The organism is Mesorhizobium loti (assembly GCA_014189435.1).
Lineage (GTDB): Bacteria > Pseudomonadota > Alphaproteobacteria > Rhizobiales > Rhizobiaceae > Mesorhizobium > Mesorhizobium loti_G.
In genome coordinates this window covers 4,189,982-4,206,145 of sequence record CP050293.1, presented here as the reverse complement: position 1 = coordinate 4,206,145, position 16,164 = coordinate 4,189,982, and the positions used below count along the sequence as shown (strand labels likewise).

Annotated in this window: 13 protein-coding genes; 5 read left to right on the top strand and 8 right to left on the bottom strand. The window is 64.5% G+C overall.

The features are described 5' to 3' along the window. Positions 1-75 precede the first annotated feature (75 nt). Together HB777_20595 and HB777_20590 are read left to right on the top strand one after the other, a co-directional pair. Positions 76-1,422: an aromatic ring-hydroxylating dioxygenase subunit alpha gene (locus HB777_20595; protein ID QND66073.1), complete on the top strand. Its 1,347-nt coding sequence runs from the start codon at positions 76-78 to the stop codon at positions 1,420-1,422. An 84-nt stretch (positions 1,423-1,506) separates the two neighbouring features. Continuing rightward, complete coding sequence (locus HB777_20590; protein QND66072.1) at positions 1,507-3,153, top strand: acetolactate synthase large subunit; 1,647 nt, start codon at positions 1,507-1,509, stop codon at positions 3,151-3,153. Positions 3,154-3,197: 44 nt separating this feature from the next. Here HB777_20590 and HB777_20585 read toward each other — a convergent pair whose 3' ends face one another. The 8 genes from HB777_20585 to HB777_20550 all read right to left on the bottom strand — a co-directional run bounded on the left by HB777_20585 (position 3,198) and on the right by HB777_20550 (position 12,396). Then, positions 3,198-4,367, bottom strand: coding sequence for an ABC transporter substrate-binding protein (locus HB777_20585; protein ID QND66071.1), 1,170 nt, complete (start codon positions 4,365-4,367; stop codon positions 3,198-3,200). Positions 4,368-4,449: 82 nt separating this feature from the next. Next, positions 4,450-5,151: an ABC transporter ATP-binding protein gene (locus tag HB777_20580; GenBank protein QND66070.1), complete on the bottom strand. Its 702-nt coding sequence runs from the start codon at positions 5,149-5,151 to the stop codon at positions 4,450-4,452. Positions 5,152-5,153: 2 nt separating this feature from the next. After that, on the bottom strand, positions 5,154-5,858 hold the full coding sequence (locus tag HB777_20575; GenBank protein QND66069.1) for an ATP-binding cassette domain-containing protein: 705 nt from the start codon (positions 5,856-5,858) through the stop codon (positions 5,154-5,156). Then, on the bottom strand, positions 5,855-6,841 hold the full coding sequence (locus tag HB777_20570) for a branched-chain amino acid ABC transporter permease (protein QND66068.1): 987 nt from the start codon (positions 6,839-6,841) through the stop codon (positions 5,855-5,857). Before HB777_20570 ends, HB777_20575 begins: the two co-directional genes overlap by 4 nt. Beyond that, a complete protein-coding gene (gene urtB / locus HB777_20565; protein ID QND66067.1) occupies positions 6,838-7,695 on the bottom strand; it encodes an urea ABC transporter permease subunit UrtB in 858 nt (285 codons plus the stop codon). The genes HB777_20570 and urtB overlap by 4 nt, the downstream gene beginning before the upstream one ends. Before the next feature lie 4 nt (positions 7,696-7,699). Next, positions 7,700-8,821 (bottom strand): class II histone deacetylase, encoded by a 1,122-nt coding sequence (locus HB777_20560; GenBank protein ID QND66066.1) that lies wholly within the window; start codon positions 8,819-8,821, stop codon positions 7,700-7,702. Between the two features lie 83 nt (positions 8,822-8,904). Beyond that, positions 8,905-11,631 carry a LuxR family transcriptional regulator gene (locus HB777_20555; GenBank protein ID QND66065.1) on the bottom strand — a complete coding sequence of 909 codons (2,727 nt, stop codon included), beginning with the start codon at positions 11,629-11,631 and terminating at the stop codon, positions 8,905-8,907. Next, complete coding sequence (locus HB777_20550; protein ID QND66064.1) at positions 11,632-12,396, bottom strand: GNAT family N-acetyltransferase; 765 nt, start codon at positions 12,394-12,396, stop codon at positions 11,632-11,634. Between the two features lie 103 nt (positions 12,397-12,499). Between HB777_20550 and HB777_20545 the strand changes: the two genes are divergently transcribed. The 3 genes from HB777_20545 to HB777_20535 are packed head-to-tail and all read left to right on the top strand — an operon-like array spanning position 12,500 to position 16,158. Beyond that, the gene (locus tag HB777_20545) at positions 12,500-13,795 is read left to right on the top strand and encodes an ArgE/DapE family deacylase (GenBank protein QND66063.1); all 1,296 of its coding nucleotides are present in this window, start codon (positions 12,500-12,502) and stop codon (positions 13,793-13,795) included. Continuing rightward, entirely contained in the window at positions 13,792-14,850 is a 1,059-nt protein-coding gene (locus tag HB777_20540; protein ID QND66062.1) for a phosphotransferase, read from the top strand. Before HB777_20545 ends, HB777_20540 begins: the two co-directional genes overlap by 4 nt. Beyond that, the gene (locus HB777_20535) at positions 14,851-16,158 is read left to right on the top strand and encodes an aspartate aminotransferase family protein (protein QND66061.1); all 1,308 of its coding nucleotides are present in this window, start codon (positions 14,851-14,853) and stop codon (positions 16,156-16,158) included. It abuts the gene before it with no gap. Positions 16,159-16,164: the final 6 nt, after the last annotated feature.

Sequence of the window (16,164 nt, the reverse complement as noted above, 5' to 3'; positions counted from 1 at the left end):
TATCTGTATTTGCCGCAAGCCTTTCCGCATCGCACACTCTATCGAAACATCATCCTAACGCCAGCGAGCAGAAAGGTGTTTGCCGTGCAGGCCTACACATCGAACAGCCAGCCTATCGACAGAAGCGAGACCGTCAGGCTGATCGACCGGCAACGTCCGGACTGGTCGCTGGAACAGGCTTTCTATACCGACCCTGCCATCTTCGCGCTGGAACGGGACTTGTGGTTTCCGCGCCAATGGATGCTTGTCGCCCATACCAGCGAAGTCCCCGAAAAGGGCCGCTACATCGTGCGCCAGCTGTTCGACGAGGAGATCATCGTCGTGCGCTTCGGCGACGGCGAGGAGGACATCGCGGCCTACTACAATGTCTGCACCCACCGAGGCTCGCGGCTCTGCGCCAAGGATGGTCGCGGCAAGCTTCTGGTCTGCCCCTATCATGCCTGGTCGTTCAGGCTCACCGGCGAACTGAAGTCACGGCAGGATCTTCCGGCAAGCGTCGATCCGGAGGCGCTGGGACTGCACGGCGTGCCCTGCAAGCATTTCGGCGGCCTCGTGTTCTGCGGCCTCGATGCCAATTCGTTGCCCGATATCCAGCCTGTCGCGGACGGGCTGACCGGCGGCTTGCGCGAAAACGGCCTCGACCGTGCGCGCATCGTCGCGCGCAAGAATTATCTCACCAAGGCGAACTGGAAGCTGGTGCTCGAGAACTTCCTCGAATGCTATCACTGTCGGCCGGCTCATCCCGAATACTACCGCGTCAACGGCCATGTCAAAGTGACCGCGACCCGCGACGCCGACAAGGCAGTCGAGTGGCAGAACGAAATCGAGGCTTGGCACAGCGTCATCGGCGATACCGAGTTCCACAAGGGCGCGTGGCAGGCGGGCGATCTCGACACGATGCCGTTTGCCATGCATCGCAAGCCGATCGGCTCCGGCCGCAACACGCTGTCCAATACGGGCCAAGGGGTCTCGTGCCTGATGGGCGGCCGCCATGCCTATGATGGCGGCGAAAGCGGCTTCCGCCTCGGACGCCTGTCGTTTGCAAGTGCTGCCAACGACTATGTCACGCTGTTCCAGATGATACCGCGCAGCGCCACGGAAACCGACGTCATCCTGACCTGGCTCGTCGACAAGGATGCCGAAAGCGACATCGACGCCGATGCGATCAGCTGGATGTGGGACGTCACCACGGTGCAGGACAAGAAGATCACCGAGGACAATGCCGACGGCATCATGTCGCGCGCCTACCGGCCGGGACCCTACACGCCGCTGGAAAGCCAGACCTCGTTCTTCGTGCAGACCTATCTTTCGGAACTGCGTTCGCTGATCACCGGCACGCGCGGCGCGCCGGTCAGCCAGTGGTCCGCCCCGAAGGAGCTTTTCGCGTCGCCGAAGGCGGCGAGCTGCAATACGCGGCTCTGACCTGCGGCCGAAGACGCCTCTTTGAGGCGTCGCGTTCCGATGCCATATGAAGGTGGCCGACGGAATGTTGCAGGAGAGGTGGTCATGACCAAAGGTTCGGATCTGTTCGTCGCGGCCCTCGAGAACGAAGGGGTCGAACGGATTTTCGGCATTCCGGGCGAGGAAAACCTCGACATCGTTGAATCGATCCGCCGCTCGTCGATCCAGCTGATCCTGACCCGTCACGAGCAGGCGGCTGCCTTCATGGCCGCCACCTATGGCAGGCTCACCGGCAAGGCAGGCGTGTGCATCACCACGCTAGGCCCCGGCGCGCTCAACCTTTCGACCGGTTCGGCCTATGCGCTGCTCGGCGCGATGCCGATGATCATGATCACCGGCCAGAAGGGCATCCTGTCATCCCGGCAGGCGCGCTTCCAGATCGTCGACATCGTCGCGGCGATGAAGCCGCTGACCAAGCTGTCGCGTCAGATCGTCTCGCCGAAGATGATCCCGTCACTGGTGCGCGAAGCCTTCCGTGTCGCCCAGGAAGAACGCCCAGGCCCCGTGCATCTGGAGCTGCCGGAAGACATTGCAGCGGCGGAGTGCGAAGCGGTCGCGCTCGTGCCGACGCATCCCGTCGAATTGCCCCTAGCCAGTGCGGTCGCGCTCGATCGCGCCGCCCGGATGATCATGGAGGCCAAGCGCCCGCTGTTGATGTTCGGCGCGGCGGCGTCGCGGCCGCGCTCGACCTCCGACCTCGCGCAGTTCGTGTTGCGCACGCAAATTCCCTACTTCACCACGCAGATGGGCAAGGGCACCGTGCCTGGCGGAACCGAGCTCTACATGGGAACGGCGGCACTTTCGGAGCGCGACTATGTGCACGAGGCCATAGAGCAGGCCGATCTGATCATCACCATCGGCCACGACACGGTCGAGAAACCGCCCTTCATCATGGGCGCGAAGGGGCCTGAAGTCATCCATGTCGGCTATCAGTCCGCGGATGTCGAGCAGGTCTATTTCCCGCAAGCGGAGATTGTCGGCGACCTCGGCCCTTCGCTCAAGCTGCTGGCGGACCGCATCGAGGGCAACATCCCCAACGCGCAGGCTTTGCTGCCGCTGCGTGAAGGTATTTTGAGTCGGATCGCCGCGCGCGCCACCGAAGATCGCTTCACGCCGCAGCGCATCGTGCATGACGTGCGCGCCGTGATGCCGGCCGACGGGATCCTCGCCCTCGACAATGGCATGTACAAGATCTGGTTCGCGCGCAATTACCGCACGCGCATGGCAAACACGTTGCTGCTCGACAATGCTCTCGCCACCATGGGCGCGGGCCTGCCGTCGGCGATGATGGCGTCACTGCTCTATCCCACACGCCGCGTCATGGCCATTTGTGGCGACGGCGGCTTCATGATGAACAGCCAGGAACTGGAGACCGCCGTCCGGCTGAAGCTCAACCTCGTCGTGCTGCTGCTCGAAGATCATGCCTACGGCATGATCCGCTGGAAGCAGGCGGTCGACGAATTTCCGGATTTCGGCATGACCTTCGGCAATCCCGATTTCGTCAAATATGCCGAGGCCTACAGTGCCAAAGGGACGAGAGTTGATGCGATCGCCGACTTGCGGCCGGCACTGGAACGGGCCTTCACCGGCGGCGGTGTGCATCTCGTCGTCGTGCCCATCGACTATTCCGAAAACACCAGGGTGCTTGTCGACGAATTGCGCGAGCGGCTGCCGGCGCCGCAGACATCCTGACGGCAGCGGCAAAGCCGCCGTCAGGATGGTTGGATGTAAGGATCCTATACCTTGCAGTAAGGCGTCACCGGCGCGATGGTGCCGAAATCCTTGACGATCTCGTAGCCGATGCCATCGGCGGCCGCCTTGCCGACATAGGAATGGCACAGCGTGTGGTTGTTGGTGGCGTCGACGCGGATCTTGCCTTGCGGCGCGTCGAACTCGATCGACGGCAGCGCCGCCAGCACATCGTCGTCCTTCAGCGATCCGGCCTTCTCGGCGGCCAGCGCGTAGAGATGCAGGCCGTTGTAGCCGGCCTCGCCAATGCCGTTGACCATCTTCTCCTGGCCGAACTTTTCGCGGAAGCTCGAGATGAACTTCTTGTTGACCGGGTTGTCGAGCGCCATCCAGTAGGGCTGCGGCGCGTAGGTCCCGGCCGCCACGCCGGGCGGCAGCGCATCCTTGTTGAAGACCTCGTCGAGCGGCGCGATCAGCGGCTGCTTGATGTCGAAGCTGCGATACTGCTTGAGCTGGGTGACGGCGTCGTTGCCAACCACCATGGACCAGACGACATCGGGCTTCAGCGACTTGATCTTCTGGAAGGCCGGGCCGAAATCGGTGGTTCCGAACGGATAGTAGTCGGCGCCGATGATCTTGCCGCCGGCCTTCTCGTAGGCCGCCGTGATCGCTTCGGTCATCTTCTGTGGCCAGGCGTAGTCGGAAGCCATGACATAGATCGTCTTGCCGAGGGTCTCGGCCACCCACGGCATCATCGGGTCGACCTGCTGCATCGGGATCGGGCCGGTGGCGACGAAGTAGCGGTTGCATTCGCCGCCTTCGAAATTGGTCGGGTAGAAGAACAGCTTCTTGGCCTTCGAGGTCACCGACAACGTAGCACTCCGCTCTGGCGAAATGATCGTGCCCATGATCACGTCGACCTTGTCTTCGTTGATGAGCTTGCGCGCCTTGTCGATGGAGCCCTTGGTCGTGGTCTGGTTGTCTTCGATGATGAGCTCGACCTGGCGCCCGCCAATGCCATTGGCGGCGTTGAGTTCGGCGGCGGCGAGCTTGTAGCAATTGAGCAGCGTCTCGCCGAGGATCGCCTGCAGCCCGGTGATCGGGATCGACAGGCCGACCTTGACCGTGTCTGCGGCCCGCAGGATTGACGGCGCGCCGACGATGGCAAAGGCGGCCGCGGCGCCGCCGGATTTCAAGACAGTTCTTCTGCTTATCATTGTTGTGTTCCCTTCCAGTCCCAGGCGCGCCCCATGCACGCCTTACAAGTCAACAAGCTCCCAGGCGCGCTTCAGGCGCGCCTTATAGGGCCAACAGGTCCTTCAGCAGGGTCTCGTCGGCGAACGCCTCCGGCGCGCCTTCATGGACGATCCTGCCCTTCTCCATCACCAGGCAGCGGTCCGATGCCTTGAGAACGAGATCGAGATTCTGCTCGACCAGAACGATCGCGATGCCGCGCTCGCGGGCGATGCGCGGCACCAGTTCGGCGATCGACTGCACGATGTTCGGCTGGATGCCTTCCGAGGGCTCGTCGAGCAGCAGCACCGACGGCAGGCCACACAAGGCGCGGCCGATCGCCAGCATCTGCTGCTGGCCACCCGAAAGCGTGCCGGCGACCTGCGCTTCGCGTTCGCGCAGGATCGGAAAATAGCCGAAGATGTCGGCCGGGATGCCGCCGTCGCCACGGTCCTTGGCGGCGCGGGTGCCGACTTCCAGGTTCTGCCGCACGGTCAGCTGGTTGAAGATGCCGCGTCCCTGCGGCACATGCGCGATGCCCGCCCGCGCGCGGCGGAAGGCCGGCGCGTTGGTGAGGTCCTTGTCACCGAGAACCACCGCGCCACCGCTCGCCCGCAAGCCGCCAGCGATGACGCGCAGCAGCGTCGTCTTGCCGGCGCCGTTACGGCCAAGCAGGCCGACGACTTCGCCGGGCGCGACGCTGAGGTCGATGCCGTTCAGCACCGGGAGCAGGCCGTAGCCGGCCGAAATGGCCATTGTCCGCAGCATGGTCAGCGCCTCCCCAGATAGACATCGCGGACCATCTCGTCGGTCTCGATGTCGTGGAAAGGACCGCTGCGCAGCCGGCGTCCCTGATGCAGCACCAGCGTCTCGCAGTTCAGCGCCCGCACGAAGCGGATGTCGTGCTCGACCGCGACGATCGAGAATTCGCCCTTGAGCCGCAGCAGCATCTCGGCCGTCGCCAGCGTCTCTTGTGGCGTCATGCCGGCGGTAGGCTCGTCGAGCAAAAGCAGCCGCGGCTCGATTGCCAGCGCCATGCCGATCTCCAGCCATTGCTTCTGGCCGTGTGCGAGTTCGCCGGCCAGCGTGGCGGCGCGATTGGTCAGCGCGACCAGTTCCAGCAATTCGCCAACCGGGCGCACAGGCGAGGGCGCGCCCCAGCGCGCGACCTTCAGATTGTCCTCCACCGAGAGGCTCGGGAAGACCGACGGGATCTGGAATTTTCGCGCGATGCCGAGCCTGGCGATGCGGTGCAGCGGCAGGCCGGCAATGTCGTGGCCAAGGAAGCGCACGCTGCCGCTGGTCGGCCGAAGCGTGCCGGTCAGCACATTGAGGAATGTGCTCTTGCCGGCGCCGTTCGGTCCGATGATGCAGCAAAGCTCCTTGTCGCGCACGGTGAGGTTCAGCGCCTCCAGCGCCTGCAAACCGCCAAAGCGGATGCCGACATTTTCGGCCTGCAGCAGGACGTCGCTCATTGCGCCCGCCTCCCGCCTTTGAACAGGCTCTTCAGCCGCGCGTAGATCGACAGGATGCCGTCGGGCAGGACGAAAACGATGATGACGAAGACGCAGCCGAGCAGCAGCGGCCACAGGCTCGGGTTGAAGCTGCTGATCGTCTGCTGCGCACGCTGGATGAAGATGGCGCCGAGCACCGGCCCAAGCAGCGTGCCGCGCCCGCCGACCGCCACCCAGACGATAACTTCGGTCGACAGCAGCAGCCCGGACAGATCGGGCGCCACCAGCCCTGCCATGCAGACATAGAGCGCGCCGGCAAGCCCGGCGATGGCCGCCGACAGGACGAATGTGACGAGCAGCCGCAACGGCGCATTGTGGCCGAGCGCTGCCGCACGGACTTCATTGTCCTGGATGGCGGTGAGCACCGTGCCCCAGCGGCCACGGCTGATCGACCACAGCGCCAGCACCGTCACGGCGACGATGGCCGAGACGAAGATATAGGAGGGCAGATCCTGGCTCAGATCGACATGCAGGCCGCCAAGATCGAACGCGATCGGCGGGATGCCGATCAGGCCGCTGTCGCCGCCGGTGACAGAGCTCCAGGAAACCGCGGCCTGCTGGCAGATGACACCCATGGCCAGCGTGACGATGGTGAAATAGCTGCCACGGATACCGCCGAAGAACAGGAAATAGCCGATGATGGCGGCGACGAAAGCCGCGCCGGCCACCGCACCGATGATGCCGAGCAAGCTTCCGAAGGGGATGGCGTCGTTGAGTGTGATCAGCGCCATGATGTAGCCGCCGATGCCGAAAAAGGCGGCGTGGCCGAAACACAGGATTCCGGTGCGGCCCCAGAAGAAGTCGAGGCTTGCCGCGAACAGGCCGAAGATCAGCGCATCGCGGATCACCGTCAGCCGATAGCCGTCGGCAAAGAGAGGATAGAGAACCGCGAGCACCACGCAGACGGCGAAGATCAGCAGCCAGTTACGGTCACGGGCGATCATCGCGATGCTCCGTTGAACAGGCCGTTGGGCCGCAGACGGACAGCGACGATGGCCGCCAGCAGCACGATCGCCTGCGCCAGCGACGGCGAGATCTGGTAATTGAGGACGCTGGTCAGCCCGCCGACAAAGACGCTGCCGGCGACAAGGCCGCCGATCGAGCCGACGCCGCCGACAATGACGACGAAGAAGGCGTTGGCAAGATAGTTCACCCCCATCTGCGGCAGCACGATCGCCAGCGGCGCGACCAGTCCGCCGGCAAGTCCTGCGATGGCCGCGCCGAAGGTAAAGGCAATGGCGTAGGTGCGCCGCGTGTTGATGCCGACGCCCTCAGCCATTTCGCGGTTCTGGATGACGGTACGGATGTCGAGACCGAAGGACGTCCGGCTGATCAGCAGGACGACGCCGAGCAAGGTCAGCATGGCAATGCCGATCAGAATCAGCCGATAGGCCGGATAGACGGTGAAGACGAGATCGAGCGTACCCTCGATCGGCGGCGTCACCGGCTTGGCGCCGAGGCCGAAGGTCAGTTCCAGCCCTTGCTGCAGGATCAGGCTGACGCCCCAGGTGGCAAGCACCGTCGAGACCGGCCTGGAATAGAGATGGCGGATGATGGCGAATTCGAGGATGCAGCCGACCACCGCGCCGGCGATGGGCGCCGCGGCCAGCCCCAGCCAGAAAGAGCCGCCCACGCTCTGGACGAAATAGACCGCAAAGGCGCCGACGGTGACGAACTCGCCATGCGCCAGGTTGGTCACGTTCATCAGCCCGAAGCTGATCGCCAGCCCGAGCCCGACCAGCATCAGGATGCTGATCAGCGTCAGCGCATTGAGCAGCGTGGTGATCAGAAAATCCATCGCGTCAGGCTGCACTGGCGAGACGTTGGCGCAGGCCGGCGAGCAGGGCTTCGGCGGCATCGATCACAGCGGCCTGATGCGACTGCAGATCCTGCCCAGCCCATTCGTCGATATGCTCCGACAGCGGGTCGACCACCTCGGTGCGGTGATTGGCCAGGGTCTCGATGACGGCATGGCCGCAGAACGGCACATAGCCTTCGGAGTAGCCGCCTTCATGGGTCATGATCAGACGCCCCTGCGAGGTCTCGGCGGCCAGCGCCACCATCCGCGCGGCCAGGCGCCGGAAACATTCGCTGTTGAGCATCATGCGGCCGAGCGGATCGAAGCCGGACGCATCGAAGCCGGAAGCGACGATAACGAGATCCGGTCTGTAGGCGCGCAGCGCCGGCGCGACGACGCGGTCGAAGGTTGCTTCATAGGCGCCGGTGCCGCTGCCGGCCGGCAGCGGGATGTTGATGTTGTAGCCTTCGCCGGCATCTTTCCCGTTGTCGGCCAGCGCACCGCGCCCGGTCGGGTAGAGATTGTCCTGATGCAGGGAAATGGTCAGCACCGAGGGGTCGGAATAGAACACCGTCTCGGTGCCGTTGCCGTGATGCACATCCCAGTCGACTATCGCCGCGCGCCCGAGCAGGCCTTCATGCTGCAGCCGGCGCACAGCGACGCCGATGTTGGAGAACAGGCAGTTGCCCATCGCCTGGTCGGGCTCGGCATGGTGTCCCGGCGGCCGTGCCAGCGCATAGGCATTGTCGACGCGGCCGGTCAGCACGGCGCGCATGGCGGCATAGGTGGTGCCGGCCGACAGCAGCGCGATGTCGAAACTGTTGAGGCCGATCGGCGCCTGTGGCCCGGCGAAACCGGAGCCGCGCTCGCTGAGCATGCGGATATCGTCGACATGGCGTTGCGTGTGCACGCGCAGCAGGTCCTCGATCGAGACCGGCTCGGGGATGATCGGCACCAGATGGCGCGACAGGCCGCTGACCTGGATCAAATTGTTCAACCGGCGCTTCGAGCCGGGAGATTCCAGATGCCGGCCGGGTTCCACGAAACGGCCGGGAGGCATCATGTCGGCGCTGGAGCCGGTGTCATGCCACATCAGCTGTTCGTGAAAAACGTAGCCTGTCGCCATCCGCAGCGTCCTTTAAAAACCAGGTGACGCTAGCAGGCTAACGATCATGTGGCCCGACCCGAAAGAGGGGTTGTGCCTGTTATCTATGCCCCTCCTTTCGGAGGGGTATGGGCGCCTGCGGACCCTTGCGCGGCGCGCACGGCCTGGACCCGGTTGGTCACCGCCAGCTTGCCGAAAATGTTCTTCAGGTGCCATTTCACCGTGGTTTCGCTCACCGACAGCGCAAAGGCGATATCGCGATTGGACATGCCCTCGGCGAGATAGCGCAGCAGTTCGGCTTCGCGCTGGGTGAGCTGTTCCTTATCGACGGCTGGTGCGGCCAACTTGCGCGTCGAGACGGGCATCGCCTGCGCTGCATCGATGATGCGCGTCGCATAGGCCGACAGCGCGGGATCGGTCTTTGCCTGGGCCGCACGCAGCCGCATCAACGCTTCGACGACAGGCCTTCCCTCGTCGACGAAGGAACGGATGAAGCCAGAGGGTTGAGCGAGGCGCAGTGCTTCGAGGAGACAGCGGTCGGCCTCGCGTGGATCGTGGGCGGCGCTGGCCGCCTTGGCGCGCAGGATCAGCGCCAATATATGGCGGCGCATGCGCCCGCTGGTTCTGGTGCGCTCCAGAAGCGCGTCGAAGACCCCCGCTGCATCGGCATAGGATTTCTCGGCCGTCAGCAGACGGCCCTCGGCGAAGAACTCGAACTCGTTGGCGGTGGTGATGGCCATCGAAGCCTCGGTCCCTTCGCCGCGATGCTCGGTCAGCAGCGCCCGCGCTTCGGCAATACGGTTCTGGTCGAGCAGCACACGTATGCGGTCATGCATGATCATCGATGCCAGGCGGCGATAGACCGTGCCGCGCACGCGTTGATAGACGCGCTCCAGCATATCCAGTGCCGCTTCGGTGCGACCGGTCAGCTGTAGCACGCGGGCATAGGTCGGCACGCTGGCCAGGGGATAGACGATGACCGCCGCGCCTTCGATCTGCGGTCCGAGATTCTCGACCAGCGTCAGCGCTTCACCCGACGCATTGGTCTCGTAGGCAAGTTCCGCAAGCAGCGTTCCGGCCAGGGCCTCGGCATAGGAATTTGCGCCGATCCGCGCCCTGGCCTCGATGATCGCGTTGCGCAGCAGCCGCTCGGCGGCGGGCAGGCGGCCCGCCGAACGCTCGATCACGGCCATGTAGCAATTGGCGATGGTGACGCCGAGCAGGCTGCCGCTGCGTTCGTGCGCCCGGCGTGCCGCATCGATCGCGGCGCGCGCGCCTTCGAGGTCACCCAGCGCATAGAGGTTGTAGCCAATGACATTGGCGGTCGCGCCCTCCATGAACCAGGCATCGGGCGCGATGACGCGCAGGGCCGCAAGGGCTGTGTCGCGCGCCTGATCGAACTGCTCCAGCGTGCTGTGGACGGCAGCGTCGAGAACCATCAGCTCGGCCTCGATCGTGGTTCCGGTCATGGTGCCCGGGTCATTGCTGTCGGTCGGTCCGGTCTCGGCCAGCTTGCGCGCATTGCTGAGCGTCTGCTGGGCAATCTCGGGTTGGCTGCTGTGCACCGCCAGCCACAGCACGACGAGTTGCAGCCGGATGCGCTGGTCGATCAGCTTCCTCGGCAGCAGCGCCAGCAACTGGCGCACATAGAGAAGCTGGCACTGGGCGATGAGGTCGAGCGCGTTGTTTTCGACGAACACCGCCGCGCGTGCCTGGTCGCCTGCGGCGAGCGCGTGGCCGATCGCCTCGGTCAGCATCTTGCGCTCGCCGAACCATTCGGCTGCCGCCAGATGCAGCGGCGCGATCATCTCCGGTTCGCGCCGTTCCATTTCGCGGCTGAGGAAATCGCGGAACAGGTGATGATAGCGGAACCAGCGCCGTTCTTCGTCGAGCGGCACGAGGAAGAGGTTGCGCGTCTCGATCTCGGCGATGTCAGCCTCGGCATCAGTCGCCCGCATCACCGCCCGGCAGGCTTCGGCGCTGAAGCGTTCGAAGATCGAGCTGTAGAGCAGGAACTTCGCGATCGCCGGCGGCAGTTCCAGGAACACTTCCCCCATCAGGAAGTCGGCGACGTTGCGGTTGGCGCCGGTGAAATTGCCGATCACGGTTTCGGGTGCATGCGCGGCACTCAGCGAGAGTGAGGCCAGTTGCAGGCCGGCGGCCCATCCTTCGGTGCGCGAGCACAAGGTTTCCACCGTGCCGCTGCTGACGCTCAGGCCCAGCTTCTCGTTGAAGAACGCCTCGGCTTCGGACGAGGCGAAACGCAGATCGTCGGGCCCGATTTCGAAAACGTCGCCTAGCACTCTGAGCTTGCCGAGCTGCAGGTCGGGCAGGCTGCGCGAGCCGATGACGAAGGCAACGTTTGCCGGCGCCTGCCGGGTCAGGCGCTCCATGAACCGCTTCACCGCCGGCGCCTCGATGGCGTGGTAGTCGTCGAAGAACAGTGTGATGTCGGCCTCGCGCGCCGCCAGTCCCGCCACAAGTGCCGAGAGCACGACATCGAGCTGCGGAATGGGGCTCGACTGGAAGGCAAGATCGAGTTCCGCCGGGCTCTGGACGAGTTGGCGCAGCGCGCCCACCAGATGCGACAGGAAGGCGCCTTCGTCATTGTCCGTCGCCTCGCAGGACAACCATGCGGTCAGCCGGCCATGGCGCGCGACTTCCGCGGCCCATTGCGCCATCGTCGTCGATTTGCCGAAGCCGGCGGGCGCGGCGAACAGCACGATGCGCGTGTCGATATGGCGCTCCAGCGTCGACAGGATGGTCTCGCGACGAACCCATCGGCGATGGTGCGGCGACGCTTGGCTGACGGATTGCGGAGTTGCTCTCATCTAGGTCCGCGCAGCCTGTCGCTTTTCCGGGGAGAGTGAGGCTCCCTTCCCATTGCTCCACTCCGTATCGATCAGGGGAATCTGCGGTGCGGCATGGCGCGGCAAGGTTCCCTTGATCCGGGGATCGTCGACGATTTCAAATCCTGTCGCGAAGGTCACGAACCCGCAGGCACTGTAAAACCCAATGACGCTGTGATGGTCGAAGCTGCTTGTATGCAGCCAGATACGGTTAGGGTTGAGGCGCCATGCGAGATCCAGTGCGCCGGCCATCAGCCGCTTGCCGAAACCTCTGCCGGTCAGGGACGGGAACAGGCCGAAATAGGTGATCTCGATCTCGCTGCTGTCGGCGACGAAGAATTCGACCATGCCGAGATGGGCGCCGGTTTCGTCATGGCCGTAGTAGAGATGCTGGCGCGGGTCGGCGAAATGCTTGGTGATTTCGGCATCGGACATTTCGGAAACGCGGTCCCAAAGCCAGGGCGCGCCGATCTCGAGGAAGATCGCCCGGTAGGAAGCGCAGTCGGGCGTCGTGATCCGTGTCATGGCCAAGGGGTGCGCGAGACCGGGCTGCGGCGCGCACGCCTCCATCCACGTCACCGCATTGGCGAGCTTGCCCGCCGGTAGGCGATAGTAGCCAATGGCGAGATCGGTGATTTCGGCCGGCATCGTGTCTTCGGTGATCAACGCATTCCTCGTCATGTCTTCCAGAGATAGCAGTATCGGCTTGCTGCATCCGATGCCAACTCCCCAAGACCATGGCAGCATCGAACGGCAAGTCCTGGACTGAAAGTTTGGCGCGTATGCCTCTTGCATTTCACAGGAATGGCATATGAGATATGATACACCATCCAGATGAAAGTGAAATATGATGCCTGAGCGGATTGCGGACGAGGCCATTCTGAGCGCGGTCGATGACGGCTTCGCGCGGCAGGTCGCGTTTCTGCAAGACCTAGTGCGGTTTCCTTCGCAGCGTGGTGAGGAACATGCCGCGCAATCGTTCATGGCGGCTGCCTATGAGGCTGACGGCTACGCGGTCGATATGTGGCGTGTCGACGTCGATGCAATTCGCGACCTGCCGGGTTTTTCTCCTGTAGCCGTCTCCTATGACGACGCCTTCAATGTCGTTGCCTCGCACACGCCGCGAAACGCGACCGGCCGCTCGCTGATCCTCAACGGCCATATCGATGTCGTCCCGACCGGACCGATCGACCGCTGGGTGCGCGACCCCTACGATCCGGTGATCGAGGATGGCTGGATGCATGGCCGCGGCGCCGGCGACATGAAGGCCGGCCTGTCCGCCTGCCTCTATGCGCTGGCCGCGTTGCGCAGCCTCGGCTATCAGCCGGCCGCGAACGTGTATCTCCAGTCGGTGGTCGAGGAAGAATGCACCGGCAATGGCGCGCTCGCCTGCCTGCAGCGCGGCTACCGCGCCGACGCCGCTTTCATTCCCGAACCGCTGGAGCCGAGGCTGATGCGGGCGCAGGTCGGGCCGATCTGGTTCCGGGTCGAGGTCGACGGCGATCCGCAGCATGCGTCGGGTGCATTCTCGGCCGGCGCCAATGCCATCGAAAAGGCCTTCGTCATCGTCCAGGCACTGAAGCAGCTCGAAATCGTCTGGAACGCGCGCAAGGTCGACGACAAGCATTTCCACGATCACCCGCACCCGATCCGCTTCAACCTCGGCAAGATCGAAGGCGGCGAATGGACATCGAGCGTTCCGGCGCGCTGTGTCTTCGAGATGCGCGTCGCCACCTATCCCGGCCAGAAACTCGAGGATGCGAGAGCCGAGCTCGAGGCCTGCATCGCCGATGCGGCGCGCGCCGACCCGTTCCTGGCCAATCGCCCACCGAGCCTCACCTACAATGGCTTCATGGCCGAGGGCTATGTGCTGGAGGGTGCCGACGAGATGGAAGCCGTACTGCGCCGCAGCCACACCGCCGTCTGGGGCGAGCCGCTGACGGAACACGTCACTTCGGCCACCACCGATGCGCGCTTCTTCGGCCTCTATGCCGACACGCCGGCGATCGTCTATGGCCCGATCTGCCGCATGCCGCATGGCTATGACGAGGCCGTCGATCTCGACTCGGTGCGCAAGGTCACCCAGACGATCGCGCTGTTCATTGCCGACTGGTGCGGCCTCGAACCTGTCGAGGCCAAGCCATGAATGCGGCCGTCCCCGATGCGTTCGGCGAAACGCTCGCCGAGGACGCGCCTGATGTCCCCACGGCCGACGCGCTTGCCATCCTGCGCCAGCACTATGGGCTCACCGGCACCGCGCGTCCGCTGCCTGGCGAACGCGACCACAATTTCCATATCCAGACCGGCGGCGAGGGCGAGTTCGTTCTGAAGATCTCCCATCCGGCGGAAGACGCCGGCTTCACCGATTTCCAGAACAAGGCGCTCGACCACATCCTTGCGGTCGATCCCACCTTGCCGGTTCCCTCGGTGCGCAAGAGCCTCGAGGGGGAGGCGCAGTTCGCGATCTGCGTCGGTGGGTCAGCGCCGCGCATCATCCGGCTAGTGACCTATCTGCCCGGTCAGCTGCTGTCGCGCTCACCGACTTCCGAGGCGCAGGATCGCAATCTCGGCATCTTCCTCGCCCGCCTTGGCCGGGCGCTGCGCGGCTTCTTCCATCCGGCCGCCGGCAGCGACCTGCTCTGGGACATCCGCAAGGTCGCCAAGACACGGCCGATGATGGCCCATATCACTGACGTTGGTCGGCGAGCGATGGTCGAACGCGCGATCGACTCCTTCGAGGAGCATGCGGCGGCGGTCATCCCGACGCTGCGCGCGCAAATCGTCCACAACGACATGAATTCCTACAATGTGGTGATGGACGCATCGCGGCCGGAGGTCGTGAGCGGCATCCTCGATTTCGGCGACATGATCCATTCGCCGCTGATCTGTGACCTCGCCATCGGCGCGGTCTACCGCTGGCCGGCGGAAGGTCATCCGCTGGCGCCGGCCGCGCGCTTTGTCGCCGGCTATCAATCGGTGCAGCCACTGGAGGCCGAAGAGATCGGCATTCTTTTCGATCTGATCCGTGCCCGCCTTGCGCTCATCGTCAACATCGCCAGCTGGCAGGCCGAGCGCTTTCCGGCCAAGCGCGACTATGTGCTGCGCCTCGCCACCGAGGTCTGGGCTTCGCTCGAACGGCTGAATGGCCTGTCGTCCACCGATGCCCGCCGCTATTTTCTCGACCATTCCAATCCGGAGTAGATGCTCGTGTCCCAGTCCTCGCCTTACCCTGCAAATGCCGACGCGGCATCGGAGCGCGCGCTGCTTGAACGCCGCGCCAGGCTGCTCGGGCCGACCTACCGCGCCTTCTACCGCAACCCGATCCATCTGGTGCGTGGCAGCGGTGTGTGGCTCTATGACGCCCAGGGCCGCAGATTCCTCGACGCCTACAACAACGTCGCCTCGGTCGGGCACTGCCATCCGCGCGTCGTCGAGGCGCTGTCCGGGCAGGCCGCCACGCTCAACACCCACACACGCTATCTCAGCGAAATCATCCTCGACTACGCGGAAAAACTCCTCGGTACCGTTCCGGCCCATCTCGGCCATGCCATGTTCACCTGCACCGGCAGCGAGGCCAACGACCTCGCCATCCGCATCGCCCAGCATTCCAGCGGCGGCACCGGGGTGATCATCACCGACTTCGCCTATCACGGCGCCACGATCGCGACGGCGCAGCTGTCACCGGCGGCTGTCGGGGCAAAGGGTGTGCCCGCGCAGCATCGGACCGTGTCGGCGCCGGACACGTTCCGCGACCATGGCCGGGCCGCGCATGAGTTCGCGAAAAATGTCGCGGCCGCCATCGAGGACATGCGCGCAAGAAATATCAAGCCGGCAGCGCTGCTTCTCGACTCGGCTTTTTCCAGCGACGGTATTTTCTTTCCCGATGCGAAGGTGATGCGCGAGGCGGCGGACCATGTGAAAAAGGCCGGCGGCATCGTCATCGCCGATGAGGTCCAGTCCGGCTTCGGCCGGCTTGGCCAGGGCATGTGGGGCTTCGCCAATTATGGCATCGAGCCCGATATCGTCACGATGGGCAAGCCGATCGGCGACGGGCATCCGATGGGCGCCGTGCTGGTGCGGCCGCAGCTTGTCGCCTCGTTCGGTTCGAACACCGGCTACTTCAACACATTCGGCGGCAATCCGGTCGCTGCCGCCGTCGGCCTTGCCGTTCTGGAGGTGATCGAGGGCGAAGGGCTGATCGAGAATGCGCGCATGGTCGGCGCCTATACGAGTGAACTGCTGCGCGCCCTGCAGGGCCGGCACGGCGCGGTCGCCGACGTCAGGCACAACGGTCTTTATTTCGGCGTCGAGCTGACGGCGGATGGCGACGAGGCTCTGGCTGCCACCAAGACATCGGCGGTCGTCGAAGCCATGCGTGAGGATGGCGTGCTGATCTCGTCCTGCGGTCCGCGCGGCAATGTGCTCAAGATCAGGCCGCCACTGCCGTTTGCCAGGGACAATGCCGAGCAACTGGCCGAGACGCTCGATCGCGCGCTGTCGAACTGGTGATCGGAG

Coding starts and splice junctions, on each gene's coding strand:
- HB777_20590 (QND66072.1), top strand. CDS start 1,507: ATGACCAAAGGTTCGGATCTGTTCGTCGCGGCCCTCGAGAACGAAGGG.
- HB777_20585 (QND66071.1), bottom strand. CDS start 4,367: ATGATAAGCAGAAGAACTGTCTTGAAATCCGGCGGCGCCGCGGCCGCC.
- HB777_20580 (QND66070.1), bottom strand. CDS start 5,151: ATGCTGCGGACAATGGCCATTTCGGCCGGCTACGGCCTGCTCCCGGTG.
- HB777_20575 (QND66069.1), bottom strand. CDS start 5,858: ATGAGCGACGTCCTGCTGCAGGCCGAAAATGTCGGCATCCGCTTTGGC.
- HB777_20570 (QND66068.1), bottom strand. CDS start 6,841: ATGATCGCCCGTGACCGTAACTGGCTGCTGATCTTCGCCGTCTGCGTG.
- urtB (QND66067.1), bottom strand. CDS start 7,695: ATGGATTTTCTGATCACCACGCTGCTCAATGCGCTGACGCTGATCAGC.
- HB777_20560 (QND66066.1), bottom strand. CDS start 8,821: ATGGCGACAGGCTACGTTTTTCACGAACAGCTGATGTGGCATGACACC.
- HB777_20555 (QND66065.1), bottom strand. CDS start 11,631: ATGAGAGCAACTCCGCAATCCGTCAGCCAAGCGTCGCCGCACCATCGC.
- HB777_20550 (QND66064.1), bottom strand. CDS start 12,396: ATGCTGCCATGGTCTTGGGGAGTTGGCATCGGATGCAGCAAGCCGATA.
- HB777_20545 (QND66063.1), top strand. CDS start 12,500: ATGCCTGAGCGGATTGCGGACGAGGCCATTCTGAGCGCGGTCGATGAC.
- HB777_20540 (QND66062.1), top strand. CDS start 13,792: ATGAATGCGGCCGTCCCCGATGCGTTCGGCGAAACGCTCGCCGAGGAC.
- HB777_20535 (QND66061.1), top strand. CDS start 14,851: ATGCTCGTGTCCCAGTCCTCGCCTTACCCTGCAAATGCCGACGCGGCA.